Raw genomic sequence first — 17,924 nt, 5'->3', positions numbered from 1 at the left:
ACCCGCCGGGCGCGCGCGGTGCACAACCCGCAGGGTGGACCGGTGAGCCAGTTGCCCGTCCCTGCCGTCGACGACGTCCCCCGCTGGGTGGGTGAGCACCTGGGTCACCTCCACCGCGACGACGCCGTCCGCCCCTCGGGTCGCTTCCGCGGCGGTCAGACCGCCGCCGACACGGCGCTCGCGACCCTGGACGTCACCGGGTACGCCGGACGGCGCAACGAGGTGCTGCCGGAATCCCGCCGCGGGGCCTCGGCGATGAGCCCGTACATCCGGCACGGCCTGCTGCAGCTGCCCGAGGTGTGGGACGCCGTCGAGGACGCCCCCACCCGCGACCGCACCAAGTACCGCGACGAGCTGCTGTGGCAGGAGTACTCCCGGCACCTCTACGCCCGGCTGGGCACCCGTACCCGGTCGGCGCTGCGGGCCGAGCCCGCCCGCGGCCACGCCCGCTGGCAGGAGCCCTGGCCGCGGGAGATGGCCTGCCTGGACACCGTGCTCGGCGAGCTGGACGACGACGGCTGGCTGGTCAACCAGACCCGCATGTGGGTCTCCTCGCAGTGGACGGTGCGGGCCGGGCACGACTGGGCCGAGGGCGAGGACGAGCTGTTCGCCCGGCTCATCGACGGGTCCCGGGCGGCGAACCGGGTGGGCTGGCAGTGGACGGTGGGCTCGGGCAACGGCAAGCCCTACGGGTTCTCCCGCTGGCAGGTGCGCAAGCGTGCGCCGGGGCTGTGCGAGCGGTGCCCGCTGGCCGCCGACTGCCCGATCGAGCAGTGGCCGGAGGACCAGCCGGTGCGCTGGCTGGAGAAGGACCCGCTGATGACCACCGACCCCGACCCCGGGCGCACCGCCGGGCCGGACGACGTGGTCACCGACGCCCCGCCCGAGGCGGTGTGGCTGACCGCGGAGTCGCTGGGCACGACCGACCCGGCACTTTCGGCGAACCCCGACCTGCCGGTGGTGTTCGTCTTCGACGAGCCGCTGCTCACCCGGCTGCGGCTGGCGTCCAAGCGGCTGGTGTTCCTCACCGAGACCCTCGCCGAGCTGGCCCAGGACCGGGAGGTGGAGCTGCGGCTGGGGTCTCCGGCGCAGGAGCTGGCCGGTCGGTCCCTGGCGGTCACCCACGCACCGGTCCCCGGGTTCACCCGGATCGCCGCCGGGCTGCGGCCGGCGGAGGTGCACCCGTGGCCGTGGCTGCGGCGTCCGCACGCCGGGGGCATCGGCTCCTTCAGCGCCTGGCGGAAGGGCCTGCCCCGCACCCGCTGAGGCGTCTCGGCGGGTGCGGGGGAGGGCTCAGCGGGCGCGCAGCTCCTTGCGCAGGATCTTCCCGGCGGCGGACTTCGGCACCGCGTCGATGAACTCCACCAGCCGGATCTTCTTGTGCGGGGCCACCTTCTCGGCCATGTAGGCCTTGACCTCGTCCTCGGTGATCTCGGTGCCGGGGGCGCGGACCAGGAACGCCTTGGGCAGCTCCTCGCCGGACTCGGCGTCCTTCACCCCGATGACGGCGGCGTCGGCGATCTGCGGGTGCCCGATCAGCACGGCCTCCAGCTCGGCCGGGGCCACCTGGTAGCCCTTGTACTTGATCAGCTCCTTGACCCGGTCGACCACCGAGTACCGGCCCTCGGCGTCGACCATCGCGACGTCGCCGGTGTGCAGCCAGCCCTCGGCGTCCAGCGTCTCGTCGGTCGCCTTCTGGTTGTTCAGGTACCCGAGCATCACCTGCGGCCCGCGGACCCACAGCTCGCCGCGCTCGCCGTCGGCGGCGTCCTCACCGGTGGCCGGGTCGACCAGCCGGCACTCGGTGTTGGGCAGCGCGTACCCGACCGAGCCCTTGGGGACGTCGGAGGCGCCGGCGGGCTCGGTGCCGTGGTCGGGCGTGGTGTGGCTGACCGGGGACAGCTCGGTCATCCCGTAGCCCTGGGCGACGGTCACCCCGTCGTCCCCGGTGCCGGCCAGGGTGCGGAGCCGGTCCTGCGCGGCGAAGGCCAGCGACTCGTCCAGCGGGGCCGCGCCGGAGGTGACCGAGCGCAGCGAGGACAGGTCGAACTGCTCGACCAGCGGGTGCTTGGCCAGCGCCAGCAGGATCGGCGGGGCCACGAACGCCCGGGTGACCCGGTGGTCCTGGATCGCGCGGAGGAACTGCTCGAGGTCGAAGCGGGGGAGGGTGACGACGGTGCCGCCCCACTGCAGACCCTGGTTCATGAGCACGGTCAGGCCGTAGATGTGGAAGAACGGCAGGACGGCGATGATCCGCTCGTCGCCGTCGTGCAGGTCGATCAGCGGCCGGGTCTGCGCGACGTTGGCCACCAGGTTGCGGTGGGTCAGCATCACGCCCTTGGGCAGCCCGGTGGTGCCGCTGGAGTAGGGCAGCGTGACCAGGTCGTTGGCCGGGTCGATGTCGACCTGTGCGGTGGGAGCGCCGCCGGTGAGCAGGTCGCGCAGGCTGTCCACGCCCTCGGCGCCGTCGAGCACCACCAGGTCGGTCACCCCGGCCTCGGCCATCGCCGGGCGGGCCCGGTCCAGGAACGGCGAGACGGTGACCAGCAGCTTCGCGCCGGCGTCCTTGAGCTGGAAGGCGATCTCGTCGGGGGTGTACAGGGAGTTGATCGGGCTCATCACGCAGCCGGCCGCGGCGATGCCGTGGAAGACCACCGGAAACCAGATGGTGTTGGGGGAGAACACCGCGACGACGTCGCCCTTGCCCAGCCCGCGGGCGTGCAGCGCGGCGGCGAAGCGCTCCACGTACGCGACCAGCTGGCCGTGCGTGATCGTCTCCCCGGACAGCCCGTCGACCAGCGCCGGGGCGTCACCGAGCTCCGGCGAGCGGGCCAGCACGTAGGCCGGGACCGGCAGGTCGGGGATCTCGATGTCGGGGAAGCGACTGGCCAGGGCCACGGGGTGTTCCTCCTCAGGAGCGGGCGTACGTGACCCCAGTCTCACATCCGCCGGGCGCCGCGACCCGTCCGGGTTACCGGCGAGTAGCGGTCACCGCGGCCACAGCACCGACTGGGTGCAGCGGAACAGCGCCAGCGTCTTCCCCGAGCCCGCGTCGGTGACCACGGCGTCCCAGACCTGCGTCGTCCGGCCGGCGTGCACGTTGGTGGCGACGGCGTCGATCCGGCCCTCGCGGGCGGTGCCCAGGTGGTTGCTCTTGAGCTCGATCGTGGTGAACCCGGTGGCGCCCTCGGCCAGCAACGCCCGGGTGGCGAGACCACAGGAGGTGTCGGCCAGCCCGACGACGGTCGCGGCGTGCAGGTAGCCGTTGGGCGCCAGCAGCTCGGGCCGGACGTCGAGGTGGCTGGTCAGCCGGCCCGGCTCGTGGCTGTCGATCACGATGCCCAGCAGCCCGGGCAGCGTGCCCGGCAGCAGGGCGTTGAGCTCGTCGGCGGTGTGGAACCCGGTGGCGGCCATGGTCGGCAACCTAGCTCTGGACCAGCCGGTCGCTGCGCAGCAGGGCGTGCACCCCCACGGCCTGGTTCACCACCTGGGTGACCCGCAGGTCGACCAGCACCGAGGCCAACGCCAGTGCCTCCGAGCGGCCGAACCCGTGCAGCGCCCCCATCAGGTCGAGCACCGCGTCCAGGGCGTGTCCGGTGGCGGTGTCCAGGTCGTCGGCGACGCCCATCGCCACCCAGCCGGCCGGGGTGTCGGCGACCGGGGTGCGCAGCGTGAGCCCGTGCAGGTCGTCCAGCACGTCGACGGTCAGCGTCGCCTCGACCGGGCTCTCGATCGCGGTCCCGCTGACCTCGCCGTCGCCCTGGGCGGCGTGCCCGTCGCCGACGCTGAGCAGCGCGTCGGGCACGGTGACCGGCAGGTAGAGCGTGCTGCCGGCGACCAGCTCCCGGCAGTCCAGGTTCCCGCCGTGCCAGCGCGGCGGCACCGTGGAGTGCCGGCCGGGCTCGGCCGGCGGCAGGCCCATCACGCCCAGGAAGGGGTGGGTGGCCACCCGGTGACCGTGCTGGTCGACCGCGGTGTCGCCCTCGATCGTCCAGCGCAGCACCACGGGGTCGGCCAGCACGCCGAGCCGCCGGTTGAGCGGGGTGTCCCGCAGGCCGCAGTAGGTCGTCCCGAACGCGCCGGGGACGACGGCGTCCACCCCGATCGCGAGCACCTGCCCCGGCTGCGCCCCCCGGACCGCGATCGGCCCGGTCAGGGCGTGCCCGATGCCCGGCTCCCACGCCGGGTGCCGTGGGCGCGCGGCCAGGTCCCCGCCGTCGAAGGGGCCGGTGGACCAGCCGGAGTCCAGGCAGCCCACCGTCACCGTCGAGCCGGGCTCGACCGTCACCACGGGGGGCAGGTCGCGGTCGAACCAGCCGTGCAGCGTCTCCGCGGTGGGTGCGATCACCCGACGATCGCCTGGTTCACCAGCTGGCGCAGGTACGAGCGGATCGGCAGCGTGCTGGAGGGCAGCAGCTGCGTGTAGAAGGTGACGGTCAGGTCCTCGACGGGGTCGACGTAGAACGCGGTGGACGCCGCGCCGCCCCACGAGTAGTCGCCCACCGAGGCCACCGTCCCGTAGCGCGCCGGGTCCAGCACCATCGAGAAGCCCAGCCCGAAACCGACGCCCCGCAGCGGGGTCTCGGCGAACAGCGGGCGCCCGTAGGTCTCCAGGTCGGCGTTGCCCGGGACGTGGTTGCGCACCATGTGCGCCAGCGTGCGGGAGCCCAGCACCCGCGTGCCGTCGGCCGCCACGCCCCCGGCGCGGAGCATCTCCACGAAGCGCAGGTAGTCCCCGGCCGTGGAGACCAGCCCGCCCCCGCCGGACAGGAACGCCGGCTTCTGCTTCGCGGCCGGCTCGAAGGCCGCGAGCGGGACGAGGCCGGCACCGTAGAGCCGGGCGAGCATGCCCGGGTCGTCGTCCGGGCGCAGGCCGAAGGAGGTCTCGGTCATCCCGAGCGGGCCGAACACCCGCTCGGCGAACACCTCGTCCAGCGGCTTGCCGGCGATCACCTCGACCAGCCGACCCAGCACGTCGGTGGACACGCCGTAGTTCCACTCACTGCCGGGCTGGAACACCAGTGGCATCGCCGCCCACTGGCGGGTGACCTCGGCGGAGTCCGCGCCCGGCGGCGTGCCCCACTCGTGCCCGGCGGCCCGGTACATCCCGTCGACGGGGTGGGCCCGGTGGAAGCCGTAGGTGAGCCCCGAGGTGTGGGTGAGCAGGTGCCAGACCCGGATGGGCTCGACCTGCGGCACGGTGACCGGCTTCTGGTCCGACCCCGCGACGTAGACCCGGGTCTCGGCGAACTCCGGCAGCCAGCGGCTGATCGGGTCGTTCAGCTCGAACGCGCCCTCCTCGTACAGGCTCATCGCCGCCACCGAGGTGATCGGCTTGGTCATCGAGAAGACGCGCCAGATCGTGTCGGGGGTGACCGGCAGGCCGGCCTCGACGTCCCGCATGCCGTGGGTGCCCACGTGCGCCAGCTCCCCGTGCCGGGCGACGGTCACCAGGAAGCCGGGCAGCTGCCCCTCGTCGACCCAGCGGGCCAGCCGGGCGTCCAGTCGCGCCAGGCGGGTCGCGTCGAGGCCGACGGCTGCGGGGTCTGTCTCCACGGTGAGCACGACCGCATCCTGCCCCCGGACGTGCGACGGCGCCCGCCCCGGTGCTCCGGGACGGGCGCCGACGAGGGGCTGGGTGCTACTTGACCGGGACGGCGGCAGCGGCCTTCTTGAGGTTCGAGCCGGCGGTCAGCTTCGCGGTGTTCGAGGCGGCGATCTCGATGGACTCACCGGTCTGCGGGTTGCGGCCGGTGCGGGCGGAGCGGGAGCCGCGCTCGAGGGTCAGCAGACCCGGCAGGGCGATCTTGTCGCCACGGGTGAGGGCCTCGACGAACTCCTCGCCGAGGGCGGCGATGACGGAGTCGACGGTGGTGGCGGGGACGTCGGCGCGCTTGGAGATGGCGGAGACGAGTTCGGCCTTGTTCACGGTGGGTTCCTCTCGGGTGGTCTGGTGGCCTGCCACGTGGGGCGGGCCTCCCCGGTCGTCCGGGTGGACGTCCGGGGCCTCCGCGGGGTTCCTGGCGGGCCGGTCCCGGCTCGCTCGGGTGCCCCGTGGGCGGTCTGGTCGACCACGTCGTCGACCAGGGACGTCAGGCACGGTGCCATGCCGACCTGCGGATTGGCCAGCGACAGGCCTGGTTTTCCGGGGATCCGGTGCCCCAGGAGGCCTCCGGAGCCCCTCCCGACCCCACCGGCCACGCAGCGTGAGGGACCGGTCCGACGTAGGTTCGGGGCATGCCTCAGCTCCCCGGGACCGATCTCACCGTCAGCGATCTCTGCTTCGGCGGCAACGTCTTCGGCTGGACCGCGGACGAGGCGACGTCCTTCGCGCTGCTGGACCGGTTCCACGACGCCGTGCCCTCGACGCAGTCGCCGTTCGTGGACTCCGCGGAGATGTACGGCAACGGCCTGAGCGAGCAGATCCTGGGCCGGTGGATGGCCGAGCGCGGCGCCCGCGACCGGGTGGTGGTGGCCACCAAGGCCAGCCCCGGCGAGAAGGAGCACCCGCTGGCCGCCGCGGAGATCCAGGCGGCGTGCGAGCGCTCGCTGCGCAACCTGCAGGTCGACACGATCGACCTCTACTACGCCCACTACGACGACGAGACGACCCCGCTGGAGGAGTCGCTGACCGCCTTCGACGCCCTCGTGCAGGCCGGCAAGGTGCGGTACGTGGCGGCCTCGAACTACTCGGCCGCGCGGCTGACCGAGGCACTGGACCTGCAGCAGGCCCACGGCCTCGCCCCCTACGTGGCGCTGCAGCCGCATTACAACCTGATGGAGCGCCCGGTCTACGAGGACGAGCTGCGCGACGTCGTCGCCGCCCGCGGCCTGGGCACGCTGCCCTACTTCTCGCTGGCCAAGGGCTTCCTGACCGGCAAGTACGCCACCGGGCAGACCATCGACAGCCCGCGCGCCAAGGGCGCCTCGGCCTACGTGGGGGACAAGGGCGACCGGGTGCTCGCCGCCCTGGCGGAGGTCGCCGAGGCCCACGGCACCACCGGCTCGGCCGTCGCGCTGCGCTGGCTGGCCGACCAGCCCACCGTCGTCGCCCCGATCGCCAGCGGCCGCAGCGTCGAGCAGCTCGCCGACCTGCTGCCGATGCTCGACCTGGTGCTCACCGACGCCGAACGGCAGGCCCTCACCGACGCCAGCGCCTGACGCTCAGCCGGCGGTCGCGGCCCCGGCCAGGTCCTCGACCCGCAGCAGGCCGACGACGGCGCCCAGGGCGTCGGTGCACGGCACCGGGTCGAACCGGTGCGCCGGCCGCCGGGCCAGTGCGCGGTGCAGCGCCTCGGCGACCGGGGTGTCGGCGGGCAGGGTGAGCGTGACGGGGGCGTCGAACCAGACACCGGTCCGGGCATCGACCAGGCTCATCGTCGCCGGGTGGCCGTCGGGGTCGAGGACGACGACGGGCGGGGTGAGCTGGCGGTCGTCGCGGCCGGGCAGCCAGCACCGCACCGGGCGCAGCAGCCCGGCCACGCTGGCGTCCCGTCGTCCCTGCACGGCGCGTCCGCGCAGCAGCCGCAGGACGTCGGCGGCGGCCGGGCCGGGGGTCTCGCCCGGGCGGCCGAGCAGCCAGCCGCGGGCCAGGTGCACCCCCAGGGCGCTGAGGCCCGACAGCTCGGCGGTGGTCTCCACGCCGTCGGCCAGCACGAGGGCGCCGGTGCGCTCGGCGTAGCCCAGCACGCCGGCGGCGACGGCGGTGCGGCGCGGGTCGCCGGCCAGCCCGGCGGTCAGCGCCGGGGGCAGGACGACGACGTCGGCCGGCAGCTGGGGGAGCCGGTGCAGCAGCGTGGTGGGGACGGCGAGGCTGGCGCCCCGGTCGGCGAGCAGGTGGCAGCGCCGCAGCAGGGTGCCCTCGTCGTCCACGGGGGCGTCGGCGAGCTCCAGGAGGACCCCGGCCAGCGGGGTGTCCAGGGCCTCGTGCACCACGGGCGCGCCGAGCAGCCAGGGGTCGACCGGGACCGACAGCCAGCCGTCGGCGGGCCGCCGGGCCAGCGCGGTCTGCAGCAGCAGGGCCTGCAGGGGGGCGGCGAGACCCGCGTCGGCCGCGGCGGCGAACCAGACGTCGGGGGTGGCGGTGCCGGGGAAGCGGGCGGCGGCCGACCAGCCGGCCACGGAGGCGGCGGACAGGTCGATCACCGGCGACAGCGCGAGGCTGAGGTCGTCGGGGTCGGCCAGCAGCGGGCGGCAGTCGGCGCGGCGCGTGGGCTCGAACAGATCGGTCACACCGTGTACGTCGACGCCCGGCGCGGGGGGCTTGACGCCGTCCCACCCCGTCGAGGGGGTCAGCCGACGGTGAGGGCGCGGCGCTCGAGCAGGGCGGGCACGTCGGCGCCGTCCATCGGCCGGCCCAGCAGGTAGCCCTGGGCGAACTCGCAGCCCAGCTCGCGCAGCGCCCGCACCTGCGATGGGCGCTCGACGCCCTCGGCGACCACCTGCAGGCCGATGTCGTCGGCCAGCCGCAGCACCGCGCGCAGGAAGGTGGCCTGGCGGGCGTCGGTGTCGATGGTCGTGAGGAAGGACCGGTCGATCTTCACCGAGTCCAGCGGCATCGAGTTCAGCTGGGCCAGCGAGGAGTAGCCGACCCCGAAGTCGTCGAGGGAGACCCCGACGCCCAGGGTGCGCAGCTGGACGACGGTGCGCCGGGCGGCGTCCAGGTCGGCGAAGATGCCGGACTCGGTGATCTCCAGGACCAGCCGACCCGGCAGCAGCCGGTAGCGGGTCACCAGCTCGCCGACGGTGTGCACGAAACCGGGGGCGATCAGCTGGCTCGGGGCGATGTTGACGTGCACCGTCAGCGGTTCGTGCCGGCCGCGGGTCCAGTCCGCGAGCTGGCCGCAGGCCTCGGTGAGCAGGTCGGCGGTCAGCGCCGGCATCAGGCCGGTGCGCTCGGCGAGCGGGATGAAGACGTCGGGCGGGACGTCGGCGTCCCCGTTGCGCCAGCGGGCCAACGCCTCCAGGCCCAGCACCCGGCCGGTCTCCAGCTCCACGATCGGCTGGTAGGCCAGCCGCACCCGGCGGTCGTCGATGGCGGTGCGCAGCGCCTGCCGCAGCTCCTGGTCCTGCAGCTCGGCCAGGCTCATGCCCACGCTGTAGGTGACGATCCGGTCCTTGCCCGAGCGCTTGGCCGAGTACATCGCGGTGTCCGAGCGGGCCAGCAGCTCGTCGGCGGCGATCGGCGGGTCGTCGGCCGACAGCGCGCAGATGCCGATGCTGGCGTGCACCTGGAGGCTGGTGCCGCGCAGCGTGAACGGGGTGGTCAGGCCGCCGGCGATCTTGTCGCCGATCTGCAGGGGGTCCCCGCCGTCCTCGAGCAGGACGGCGAACTCGTCCCCGCCGAGTCGGGCCACGGTGTCCCCGGTGCGCACCGAACCGGTGAGCCGTTCGGCCACCCGGACCAGCAGCTCGTCGCCGGCGGCGTGCCCGAGGGTGTCGTTGATGACCTTGAAGTCGTCGAGGTCGAGGAACACCACGGAGACCGGGCGCAGGTCACGGGCGTGCAGCTGGAGGGCGTGCTCGAGCCGGTCGCGGAACAGCGCCCGGTTGGCGATCCCGGTGAGGCCGTCGTGGAAGGCCTGGTGGCGCAGCTCGGCCTCGCGCACCGCGAGCTCGGCGGCCAGCCGGCCGTTGTCGCGCAGCGCCAGGTACTGCCGGGCGAGAAGCAGGGCGACGACCAGTCCGGCGGTGAGCAGCTCCCCGCCGTCCAGCTGACGGCCGCGCAGCGCGAGGGCGGCGGTGACGACCAGGGCGACGGCGACCGGCACGTAGGGCAGGAACGCCGCCCGGGCGCTGGTCCGTCGGACCGGACGCTCCTGACCGGCCGTCCCCTCGCCGCCGTCGACGTCCCGGGGGCTCAGCGCCGCCAGGGCGATCAGCAGGAAGCCGGCGATCCAGCCCAGGTCCAGCGAGCTGCCCACGTAGGCACCGGTCGCGGCCACGTAGGCGAAGGCGCTGTCGGACACGCTGAAGGCGGTCAGCCCGGCCCCGACCAGGGCCAGCGGTGTCCGGCCGTACGTGCTGCGGGCAAGGGTGAGGACGGTCAGCACGACGAGCAGCACGTCGAGGACGGGGTAGGCGACCAGCAGGGCGGAGGTCAGCGGGTCGTCGGTGACGTCGACGGCGACGACCGCTCCCAACGTGGTCTCCCAGCTCACCAGGCCGACCGCGGCCGAGGTCATCAGCGCGTCCAGGGGGCGCTGCCACCGGCCCGTGCGCCCGCCCCCGGCGGGGTGCAGCAGCAGTGCGCCGGCGGCCAGCAGGGGGAAGGCGATGAAGCCCACGTCGGCGAACGAGGGGAAGGGGGTGGCGCCGTCCTGGACGATCTCCACCCAGCACCACCAGCCCTGGGCCAGCGTCCAGGCCGCGGTGCCGGCGGTGAGCAGCCCCCAGGACCAGCGGTTGCGGCCGACGAGGCCGGCAGCCCGCCAGGCCCCGGCCGCGGTCGCGGCGGCCCCGGCCAGCAACTGGGCGAGGTTGGAGACGAAGCGGTCGAAGACGTCGGGGCTCGCCGTGACGGCGAGGACCTGGCAGACCGCGAGCACGACGACGACCGCCAGCACCGCGCCGGTGGGCGGTGCAGCGGGCCAGGGTCGTCGCCCCCGTTGCATGAGGATCCCTTCGTGTCGCGCCGCTCTGGCCCGACACGGTGATCATCGGTGAACGTCCGGGTGGTCCTCATCCCCCGCAGGGGTGACCTGCTGCAGTCGACCGGTGACCGATTGCTGTCAGCGGCGGCCCAGGCGGCGCCGCCGCCGGGCCGCGTCGTCCGCCGTCCGGGTGGCGGGTCGGCGCACCCGGGCCAGCCGGGACCGGGCCCGCAGCGGCAGGTCGATCGCGACCGGGGCGGCCCATCCACGCCAGACCGACAGGATGCGCAGCCCGGTGACCAGCACGATCACCAGGACGGCGACGGGCAGGGGTGGCACGTCCAGCGGACCGGCGAGCACCGTCAACGCCGACGCCCCGATCAGCGCGGCCACCGCGTTGTAGGGCCCGGGCTGCACGATGTCGGCGCGCTGGGCGAGCAGCACGTCGCGGATGACCGTGCCCCCGACCGCCGTCACCACCCCGATGAACACCACGCTCGCGCTGGGCAGCCCGGCCAGCTGCGCCTTCTGGGCACCGATCAGGGTGAAGAAGCCCAGCGTGAGGGCGTCCAGACCGACCAGCAGCGCCGTCGCCCGGGACAGCCAGCCGGAGAAGAAGAAGGTGACCATCGCGGTGATAGCCACCGTCGGCAGGTAGGCCGGGTTGGTCAGCGCCACCACCGGCACGCCCAGCAGCACGTCGCGGATCAACCCGCCGCCCAGCCCACCGGACACCGCCAGCAGCAGCACCCCGGACACCGCGAAGCCCTCACGTGCGGCCAGCAGACCGCCCGTGAGGGCTCCGATCACGATCGCGGCGAGGTCGACCGCCGCAGGGACGCGCAGCGCCTCGTCGGCCGCCACGTCCGCGGTGACCTGGAGGAGTGCGCCGGTGGTGCTCACCGCACCATGGTGACGGCCTGGAACGGCCGGGCTGCAGGGACCCGCGGCGCGCGCAGCGTGTCGTGGGGGGCAGCCCGGTCCTTCTACTGCGCGGGGGCCATCTCCAGGTCGACGGCGGTGTCGTCGGGGGTGTCGACCGCGGACTCCCCGGCCGGTGCCGCGGCGCGGACGCGGGCGTCCTCGGCGGCCATGGCCTCCTGCCGGGCGCCCTCGGTGTCCACGATCGAGGACTTCACCCACGCGTCGGGGATGGCGAACGCGTCGACCAGCGTGCGCATGTGCGGCCGCAGCTCCTTGAGCAGCTGGTTGACCGCGCCGGTGAGCGCCTTGGCCCGGGTCGGGGTGAGCCGGCCGTGCTCGAGGAACCAGCCCTTGTCGGCCTCGATGGTGGTCAGCGCGTAGAGGTCGCACACCTTGGCCAGCAGCGCCTTCGCCGCGGGGTCCGTCGCCCGCTCGATGCCGGCGACGAACGCCTCCAGCACGACCCGGTCGATGTGCGTGACCGCCGTCTTCAGCACGTGGTCCTGCACGTCGTTGAAGATGTCGAAGGGCTTGATGCCCTTGGTGGCCGCCCCCTTGCGCAGTCGCTTGATGGCGCCGTCCAGGGTGTGCTTCTCGCGGTCCTCGAAGGCCTTGAGCTGCCAGCCGCGGTCCAGCAGCGAGACCTCTTCGTCCCGGCCGGGGACGGCGTCGACGAGCCGGGCGATCAGCGAGCGGGCCGCCGTGCGCTCGAGCACCGTCTCGCGCACCTGGTCGGCGACGAACTGGGCCTTGCCCCAGCCGTCGAGGGAGCCGAACGCGTCCCGGTAGCCGGTCAGCAGGCCCTTGGCGACCAGCTGCAGCAGGACGGTGTTGTCGCCCTCGAAGGTGGTGAAGACGTCGGTGTCGGCCTTGAGCGCCGGCAGCCGGTTCTCCGCCAGGTAGCCCGCGCCGCCGCAGGCCTCGCGGGCCATCTGGATGGTGGCGGTGGCGTGCCAGGTCTGGGCGGCCTTGAGCCCGGCCGCCCGCGACTCGAGCTCGCGCTGGGCCGCCTCGTCGACGTCCGCCGCGCCCTGCACGTCGTGCATCGTGGAGACGAGCTCCTCCTGCGCGAAGTGCAGGGCGTAGGTCTTCGTCAGCGCGGGCAGCAGCTTGCGCTGGTGCACCAGATAGTCGTTGACCACGATCTCCCGGTCCTCGCCCGGGGCGGCGAACTGGCGGCGGACGTCGCCGTAGCGGACGGCGATCTCCAGCGCGAGCTTGGTGGCCGAGCCCGCCGACCCGCCGACGCTGACCCGCCCGCGCACCAGGGTGCCGAGCATGGTGAAGAAGCGGCGGGTCTCGTTCTCGATGGAGGACGTGTAGGTGCCGTCGGCGGCGACCTGGCCGTATCGGTCCAGCAGCATGTCCCGCGGGACGGTGACGTGGTCGAAGGAGAGCCGGCCGTTGTCCACGCCGTTGAGCCCGGCCTTGGCGCCGTCGTCCCCGATCGTGACGCCGGGCAGGGCGTTGCCGGCCTCGTCGCGGATCGGCACCAGCCAGGCGTGCACGCCGTGCCGCTCGCCGCCGCTGACCAGCTGGGCGAAGACCACGGCCATCCGGCCGTCCTTCGCGGCGTTGCCGATGTAGTCCTTGCGGGCGGAGTCGTGCGGGGTGTGCAGGTCGAAGGTCTCCGTCGCCGGGTCGTAGGTGCACGTCGTCCGCAGCTGCTGGACGTCGGACCCGTGGCCGGTCTCGGTCATGGCGAAGCAGCCCATGAGGTCGGCGGAGATGATGTCGGCGAGGAACCGCTCGTGGTGCCGCTCGGTGCCCAGCAGCTGCACGGCGCCGCCGAACAGACCCCACTGCACGCCGGCCTTGACCATGAGCGACAGGTCGCCGAACGCGAGCATCTCGATCGAGGTGACCGAGGCGCCGGCGTCCTCCTGGCCGCCGTAGGCGCGCGGGAAGCCCAGCGCGGTGCGGCCGGTGGCGGCGAGGTCCTTGGTGAGGCCGGTGATGCGCTCGCGGGCCTCGGCGTTGGTCTCGCCGTAGACGGGGGCGTACTTCTCCTCCCCGAGCTGCTCGCGGGCGTCGCGGCGGACCTGCGCCCAGCGACCGTCGAGCACCTCGGTGAGGCGGGCCGGGTCGACCGTGGTGGGGAGCGGCGTGCTGGTCATCGGTTCTCCTCCGTGTGGTGCTGGGTCCTGGGGTGCGCGGCGGTCTTCTCGGGGATCTCGACCACGACGCCGGACAGTCCGGTCCAGGCGAGGTCGGTGAGGTGTGCGGTGAGCTCGCCGCGGGACATGTCGCCCGCCGAGCCGAGCCAGCGGTCGCCGGCCGAGCGGACCAGGCCCACCAGCCCGTGGCCCCAGGGGCCGGCGGCGGCGGTGTCCCGGCCGGCGTGGGCCAGGGCGAGCTCCACGAGGGCGGCGGCCTGGTCGCCGACGAGCTCGCTGAGCCCGGCGATCGGGTCGGCCTCGGGGTCGCGGTCGGCGGGGGAGTGCACGACGAAGCGGTAGAGCTCGGGGTCGGCCTCGATGAAGGCCAGGTAGGTGTCGATGGCCGCGGCGACCATCTGGCGGGGCCGGTCGGTGTCGGCCATGGCCACCCGCAGGGCCGCGAGCAGCTGCTCGGCGACCTGGGCGCAGACGGCCAGGTGCAGCTCGCCGCGGTCGGCGAAGTGCCGGTAGACGACGGTCTTCGACGTCCCTGCCGCGGCGGCGATCTCCTCCATGCCCACGCCGGGGCCGTGCTCGCCGACCGCGGTCACGGTGGCCTGGACGAGCTGCTCGCGACGGGCCCGCCGGTGCTCGTCCCACCGGCTGTCCCGCTTGTCGCGGGGCAGGGGTCCGATCTCGTGCTTGGTCACCGCCTCGGCTTTCACGGGACCGACGGTACCTGATACCGTCGGTACCGACAACGCCCGCCACTCGACGGAGGCACTCCGTGACCCGCCCTGACACCCGCACGGCCGCGATCGTCGGCGGGAACCGCATCCCCTTCGCCCGCTCCAACTCCGCCTACGCCCGGGCGTCCAACCAGGACATGCTCACCGCGACCCTCGACGGACTGGTCGCCCGCTTCGGGCTGCAGGACGAGACGGTCGGCGAGGTCGTGGCCGGCGCCGTCCTCAAGCACTCGCGCGACTTCAACCTGACCCGCGAGTCCGTGCTCGGCTCCCGGTTGTCGGCCAGCACCCCGGCCTACGACGTGCAGCAGGCCTGCGGCACCGGCCTGGAGGCCGCCGTGCTGGTGGCCAACAAGATCGCCCTGGGGCAGATCGAGTCCGGCATCGCCGGCGGGGTGGACACCACCTCCGACGCTCCCCTCGCGGTGAACGAGGACCTGCGGCACGCGCTCATCGCGCTGAACAACGCGAAGACCCTCCCGCAGCGGCTCAAGGCCATCTCGGGCATCCGGCCGGGCCAGCTCGCGCCGGACGTCCCGCGCAACGTCGAGCCGCGCACCGGGCTGTCGATGGGCGAGCACGCCGCGATCACGGCGAAGGAGTGGGACGTCACCAGGGAGTCCCAGGACGAGCTCACCGTCGCCAGCCACCAGCACCTGGCCGCCGCCTACGACCGCGGCTTCTTCGACGACCTGATGACGCCGTTCCTCGGCCTCACCCGCGACCAGAACCTGCGGCCGGAGTCCTCGCTGGAGAAGCTGGCGACGCTCAAGCCGGTGTTCGGCAGGGGCGAGGGCGCCACCATGACGGCGGCCAACTCCACCCCGCTGACCGACGGGGCCTCGGTGGTGCTGCTGGCCAGCGACGAGTGGGCCGCGACGAAGGGCCTGCCGGTGCTCGCGCACCTCGTCGACGCGCAGACCGCGGCCGTGGACTACGTGCACGGCGGCGAGGGCCTGCTGATGGCCCCGGCCTACGCGATGCCGGTGATGCTGGCCCGCAACGGCCTGACCCTGCAGGACTTCGACCTGTACGAGATCCACGAGGCGTTCGCCTCCACCGTGCTGTCCACCATGGCGGCCTGGGAGGACCCGGCGTTCTGCCGGGACAAGCTGGGCCTGGACGCCCCGCTGGGCTCCATCGACCGCAGCAAGCTCAACGTCAACGGCTCCTCGCTCGCCGCCGGCCACCCGTTCGCCGCCACCGGCGGTCGCATCGTGGCCTCGCTGGCCAAGGCGCTGCACGAGATGGGCCCGGGCAAGCGCGGGCTGATCTCGATCTGCGCCGCCGGCGGCCAGGGCGTCGTCGCCGTCCTCGAGTCCTGAGAAGGAGACCCACCCCATGAGCGACTGGTACCGCGACTTCGCGAACTCCGGTGTCGGCACGACCGTCACCAAGCAGCTCGGCCTGCCCCGCCCGGCCGTGCTGCGCCGGCACATCCCCGGCGACCCGCTGCTGCCCGGTCCCGCCGTCGTCGGCTCGGCCGGTGAGGGGCGGCTCCGCGGGGAGCTGACCTCGCTGCTGACCGAGGCCGGGGTGACCGTGCTGTCCCCGGCCGCGGACACCGAGAAGCTCTCGGCGGTGCTGCTCGACGCCACCGGCGTCACCGGCCCGGCCGACCTGGCCGGCGCGCACGACCTCCTGGCCCCGGCCCTGAAGCGGCTGCGGCCCAACGGCCGGGTGCTCGTGCTGGGTGACCCGCCGTCGGAGACCGCCTCTCCGGCGCAGTCCGCGGCCCGGCAGGCCCTCGACGGCCTGGTCCGCTCGATCGGCAAGGAGCTGCGTGCCGGGGCGACCGCGAACCTGGTCTACGTGCCCCTCGGCGCCGAGGCCTCCATCGCCAGCCCCGTGCGCTTCTTCCTCTCCGGCCGGTCGGCCTACGTCGACGGTCAGGTCGTCACCGTGTCGGCGGCCCAGCTGCCCCCGGCCGAGGACGTCGCCCGCCCGCTGGCCGGCAAGGTCGCCGTCGTCACCGGGGCCGCGCGCGGCATCGGTGCGGCCATCGCGCGCACCATCGCCCGGGACGGCGCCCACGTGGTCGCCGTCGACGTCCCGGCCGCCGGACAGGCACTCGCCGACGTCGCCAACGAGGTCGGCGGGACGGCGCTGCAGCTCGACATCACCGCCCCCGACGCGGCTCGGCGCCTGGTCGAGCACCTGCGGGAGCGGCACGGCGGGGTCGACGTCGTCGTGCACAACGCCGGCATCACCCGGGACAAGCTGCTGGTCAACATGGACACCGCCCGCTGGAACTCGGTGATGGCGGTCAACCTGCAGGCCCAGCTGGACATCACCCAGGCCCTGCTGGACGCCGACGGCGTGCTGCGCGACGGGTTCCGGGTCGTGTGCGTCAGCTCGACCAGCGGCATCGCCGGCAACCGCGGGCAGACCAACTACGCCGCGTCCAAGGCCGGGATCATCGGCATGGTGCGCGCCTGGGCCCCGGAGTTCGCCTCGCGCGGTGGGGCGATCAACGCCGTGGCGCCGGGGTTCATCGTCACCGAGATGACGGCGAAGATGCCCTTCGGGACCCGCGAGGTGGGCTCCCGGATCAACTCGATGCAGCAGGGTGGGCTGCCGGTGGACGTCGCCGAGACGATCGCCTGGCTCTCCCAGCCGGGGTCCGGCGGGGTCAACGGCCAGACCGTGCGGGTCTGCGGCCAGTCGATGTTGGGCGCCTGATGGGCGCCCCGGTGGTCCTCTCCTCGGCCCCCTCCATGGCGAAGCTCTTCGCCCAGGCCGCGTGGTCGGCCCGCGGGCGCGGTGGCGACCTGCCCGACACGCACCTGGCCCGGGTCGCCGTCGAGGTGGACCCGGTGCAGGTCGCGGACTACGCGCAGGTCTGCCGGTTCCCGCTCGGCGACGTCCTGCCGCCGACGTTCCCGCACGTGCTGACCTTCCCGCTGCAGGTCGCGCTGATGGCCGACAAGGCGTTCCCGCTGGCGCTGCCCGGGCTGGTGCACGTGCGCAACCGGGTCGACGTCGTCCGGCCGGTGCTGGCGTCGGAGAAGCTCGACCTCGAGGTCTGGGCCGACGACTTCCGCCCGCACCGCTCGGGCGCGACGGTCGACCTGGTCGCCTCGGTGCGCTCCCGCGGTGACGAGGTGTGGCGCGGTCGCTCGACGTACCTGTCCCGCGGTGCCACGGCGCCCTCCGGTGAGCCCGCCGACCTCGACCTGACCGTCGGTGAGGTGTCCCCGGCCGCGCAGTGGCGGGTGCCCGACGACGCCGGCCGGCGCTACGCCAAGGTCTCCGGCGACGTGAACCCGATCCACCTGTCGGGCCTGACCGCGAAGGCGTTCGGGTTCAAGCGGGCGATCGCACACGGCATGTGGGTCAAGGCCCGCGCCATGGCAGCGCTGTCCGGCCGGCTCCCCGAGTCGTTCTCGGTCGACGTGGCGTTCAAGAAGCCGCTGTTCCTGCCCTCGACGGTGACGCTGTCCACCGGTGCCGTCGACGGCGGCTGGGACCTGACGGTGCGCAACGAGAAGTCCGGCGCCGACCACGTGCTGGGGCTCGTCCGCCCGCTGTAGCCGGCCGGACGGTCACAGGCTCTTGCC

Annotated in this window: 15 protein-coding genes; 5 read left to right on the top strand and 10 right to left on the bottom strand. The window is 74.0% G+C overall.

Going from position 1 to position 17,924, the window contains the following annotated elements; all coding sequences use genetic code 11:
- Positions 1–42: 42 nt before the first annotated feature.
- On the top strand, positions 43–1,266 hold the full coding sequence (locus tag ASG36_RS07615) for an FAD-binding domain-containing protein (RefSeq protein WP_055761471.1): 1,224 nt from the start codon (positions 43–45) through the stop codon (positions 1,264–1,266).
- A gap of 27 nt (positions 1,267–1,293) precedes the next feature.
- On the opposite strand, the gene ASG36_RS07610 is transcribed toward ASG36_RS07615, so the two are convergent.
- From ASG36_RS07610 to ASG36_RS07590, 5 genes are all read right to left on the bottom strand, one after another.
- Entirely contained in the window at positions 1,294–2,898 is a 1,605-nt protein-coding gene (locus tag ASG36_RS07610; RefSeq protein WP_055761468.1) for a 4-coumarate--CoA ligase family protein, read from the bottom strand.
- A 90-nt stretch (positions 2,899–2,988) separates the two neighbouring features.
- Positions 2,989–3,414, bottom strand: a complete 426-nt coding sequence (locus ASG36_RS07605) for a PaaI family thioesterase (RefSeq protein WP_055762694.1) — start codon at positions 3,412–3,414, stop codon at positions 2,989–2,991.
- Positions 3,415–3,424: 10 nt separating this feature from the next.
- Positions 3,425–4,348: an acetamidase/formamidase family protein gene (locus ASG36_RS07600; RefSeq protein ID WP_055761466.1), complete on the bottom strand. Its 924-nt coding sequence runs from the start codon at positions 4,346–4,348 to the stop codon at positions 3,425–3,427.
- Positions 4,345–5,565: a serine hydrolase gene (locus ASG36_RS07595; RefSeq protein ID WP_055761464.1), complete on the bottom strand. Its 1,221-nt coding sequence runs from the start codon at positions 5,563–5,565 to the stop codon at positions 4,345–4,347. Before ASG36_RS07595 ends, ASG36_RS07600 begins: the two co-directional genes overlap by 4 nt.
- A 76-nt stretch (positions 5,566–5,641) precedes the next feature.
- Entirely contained in the window at positions 5,642–5,929 is a 288-nt protein-coding gene (locus tag ASG36_RS07590; RefSeq protein ID WP_055762689.1) for an HU family DNA-binding protein, read from the bottom strand.
- Positions 5,930–6,237: 308 nt separating this feature from the next.
- Here ASG36_RS07590 and ASG36_RS07585 point away from each other — a divergent pair, with 308 nt between their 5' ends.
- The gene (locus ASG36_RS07585) at positions 6,238–7,161 is read left to right on the top strand and encodes an aldo/keto reductase (protein ID WP_055761462.1); all 924 of its coding nucleotides are present in this window, start codon (positions 6,238–6,240) and stop codon (positions 7,159–7,161) included.
- A gap of 3 nt (positions 7,162–7,164) precedes the next feature.
- Here the strand turns inward: ASG36_RS07585 and ASG36_RS07580 are convergent, their stop codons facing one another.
- The 5 genes from ASG36_RS07580 to ASG36_RS07560 all read right to left on the bottom strand — a co-directional run bounded on the left by ASG36_RS07580 (position 7,165) and on the right by ASG36_RS07560 (position 14,340).
- A complete protein-coding gene (locus ASG36_RS07580) occupies positions 7,165–8,232 on the bottom strand; it encodes an EAL domain-containing protein (RefSeq protein ID WP_055761458.1) in 1,068 nt (355 codons plus the stop codon).
- Positions 8,233–8,291: 59 nt separating this feature from the next.
- Complete coding sequence (locus tag ASG36_RS07575) at positions 8,292–10,613, bottom strand: bifunctional diguanylate cyclase/phosphodiesterase (protein ID WP_157498630.1); 2,322 nt, start codon at positions 10,611–10,613, stop codon at positions 8,292–8,294.
- A 117-nt stretch (positions 10,614–10,730) separates the two neighbouring features.
- Positions 10,731–11,495, bottom strand: a complete 765-nt coding sequence (locus ASG36_RS07570; RefSeq protein ID WP_055761451.1) for a trimeric intracellular cation channel family protein — start codon at positions 11,493–11,495, stop codon at positions 10,731–10,733.
- 83 nt (positions 11,496–11,578) lie between these two features.
- Positions 11,579–13,633 carry an acyl-CoA dehydrogenase gene (locus ASG36_RS07565; protein WP_055761448.1) on the bottom strand — a complete coding sequence of 685 codons (2,055 nt, stop codon included), beginning with the start codon at positions 13,631–13,633 and terminating at the stop codon, positions 11,579–11,581.
- Positions 13,630–14,340, bottom strand: coding sequence for a TetR family transcriptional regulator (locus ASG36_RS07560; protein WP_235494686.1), 711 nt, complete (start codon positions 14,338–14,340; stop codon positions 13,630–13,632). Before ASG36_RS07560 ends, ASG36_RS07565 begins: the two co-directional genes overlap by 4 nt.
- A 62-nt stretch (positions 14,341–14,402) precedes the next feature.
- On the opposite strand from ASG36_RS07560, the gene ASG36_RS07555 reads away from it, so the two are divergent.
- From ASG36_RS07555 to ASG36_RS07545, 3 genes are read left to right on the top strand one after another with little or no spacing between them, the layout of a single operon-like run.
- Positions 14,403–15,689 (top strand): acetyl-CoA C-acetyltransferase, encoded by a 1,287-nt coding sequence (locus ASG36_RS07555; protein WP_055761445.1) that lies wholly within the window; start codon positions 14,403–14,405, stop codon positions 15,687–15,689.
- Between the two features lie 16 nt (positions 15,690–15,705).
- Complete coding sequence (locus ASG36_RS07550) at positions 15,706–17,046, top strand: 3-oxoacyl-ACP reductase (protein WP_055761442.1); 1,341 nt, start codon at positions 15,706–15,708, stop codon at positions 17,044–17,046.
- Positions 17,046–17,897, top strand: a complete 852-nt coding sequence (locus ASG36_RS07545) for a MaoC/PaaZ C-terminal domain-containing protein (RefSeq protein WP_055761440.1) — start codon at positions 17,046–17,048, stop codon at positions 17,895–17,897. Before ASG36_RS07550 ends, ASG36_RS07545 begins: the two co-directional genes overlap by 1 nt.
- The last annotated feature ends 27 nt before the right edge of the window (positions 17,898–17,924 follow it).

The organism is Geodermatophilus sp. Leaf369 (genome assembly GCF_001424455.1).
GTDB lineage: Bacteria > Actinomycetota > Actinomycetes > Mycobacteriales > Geodermatophilaceae > Klenkia.
This window is presented reverse-complemented; position numbering and strand designations above follow the sequence as displayed.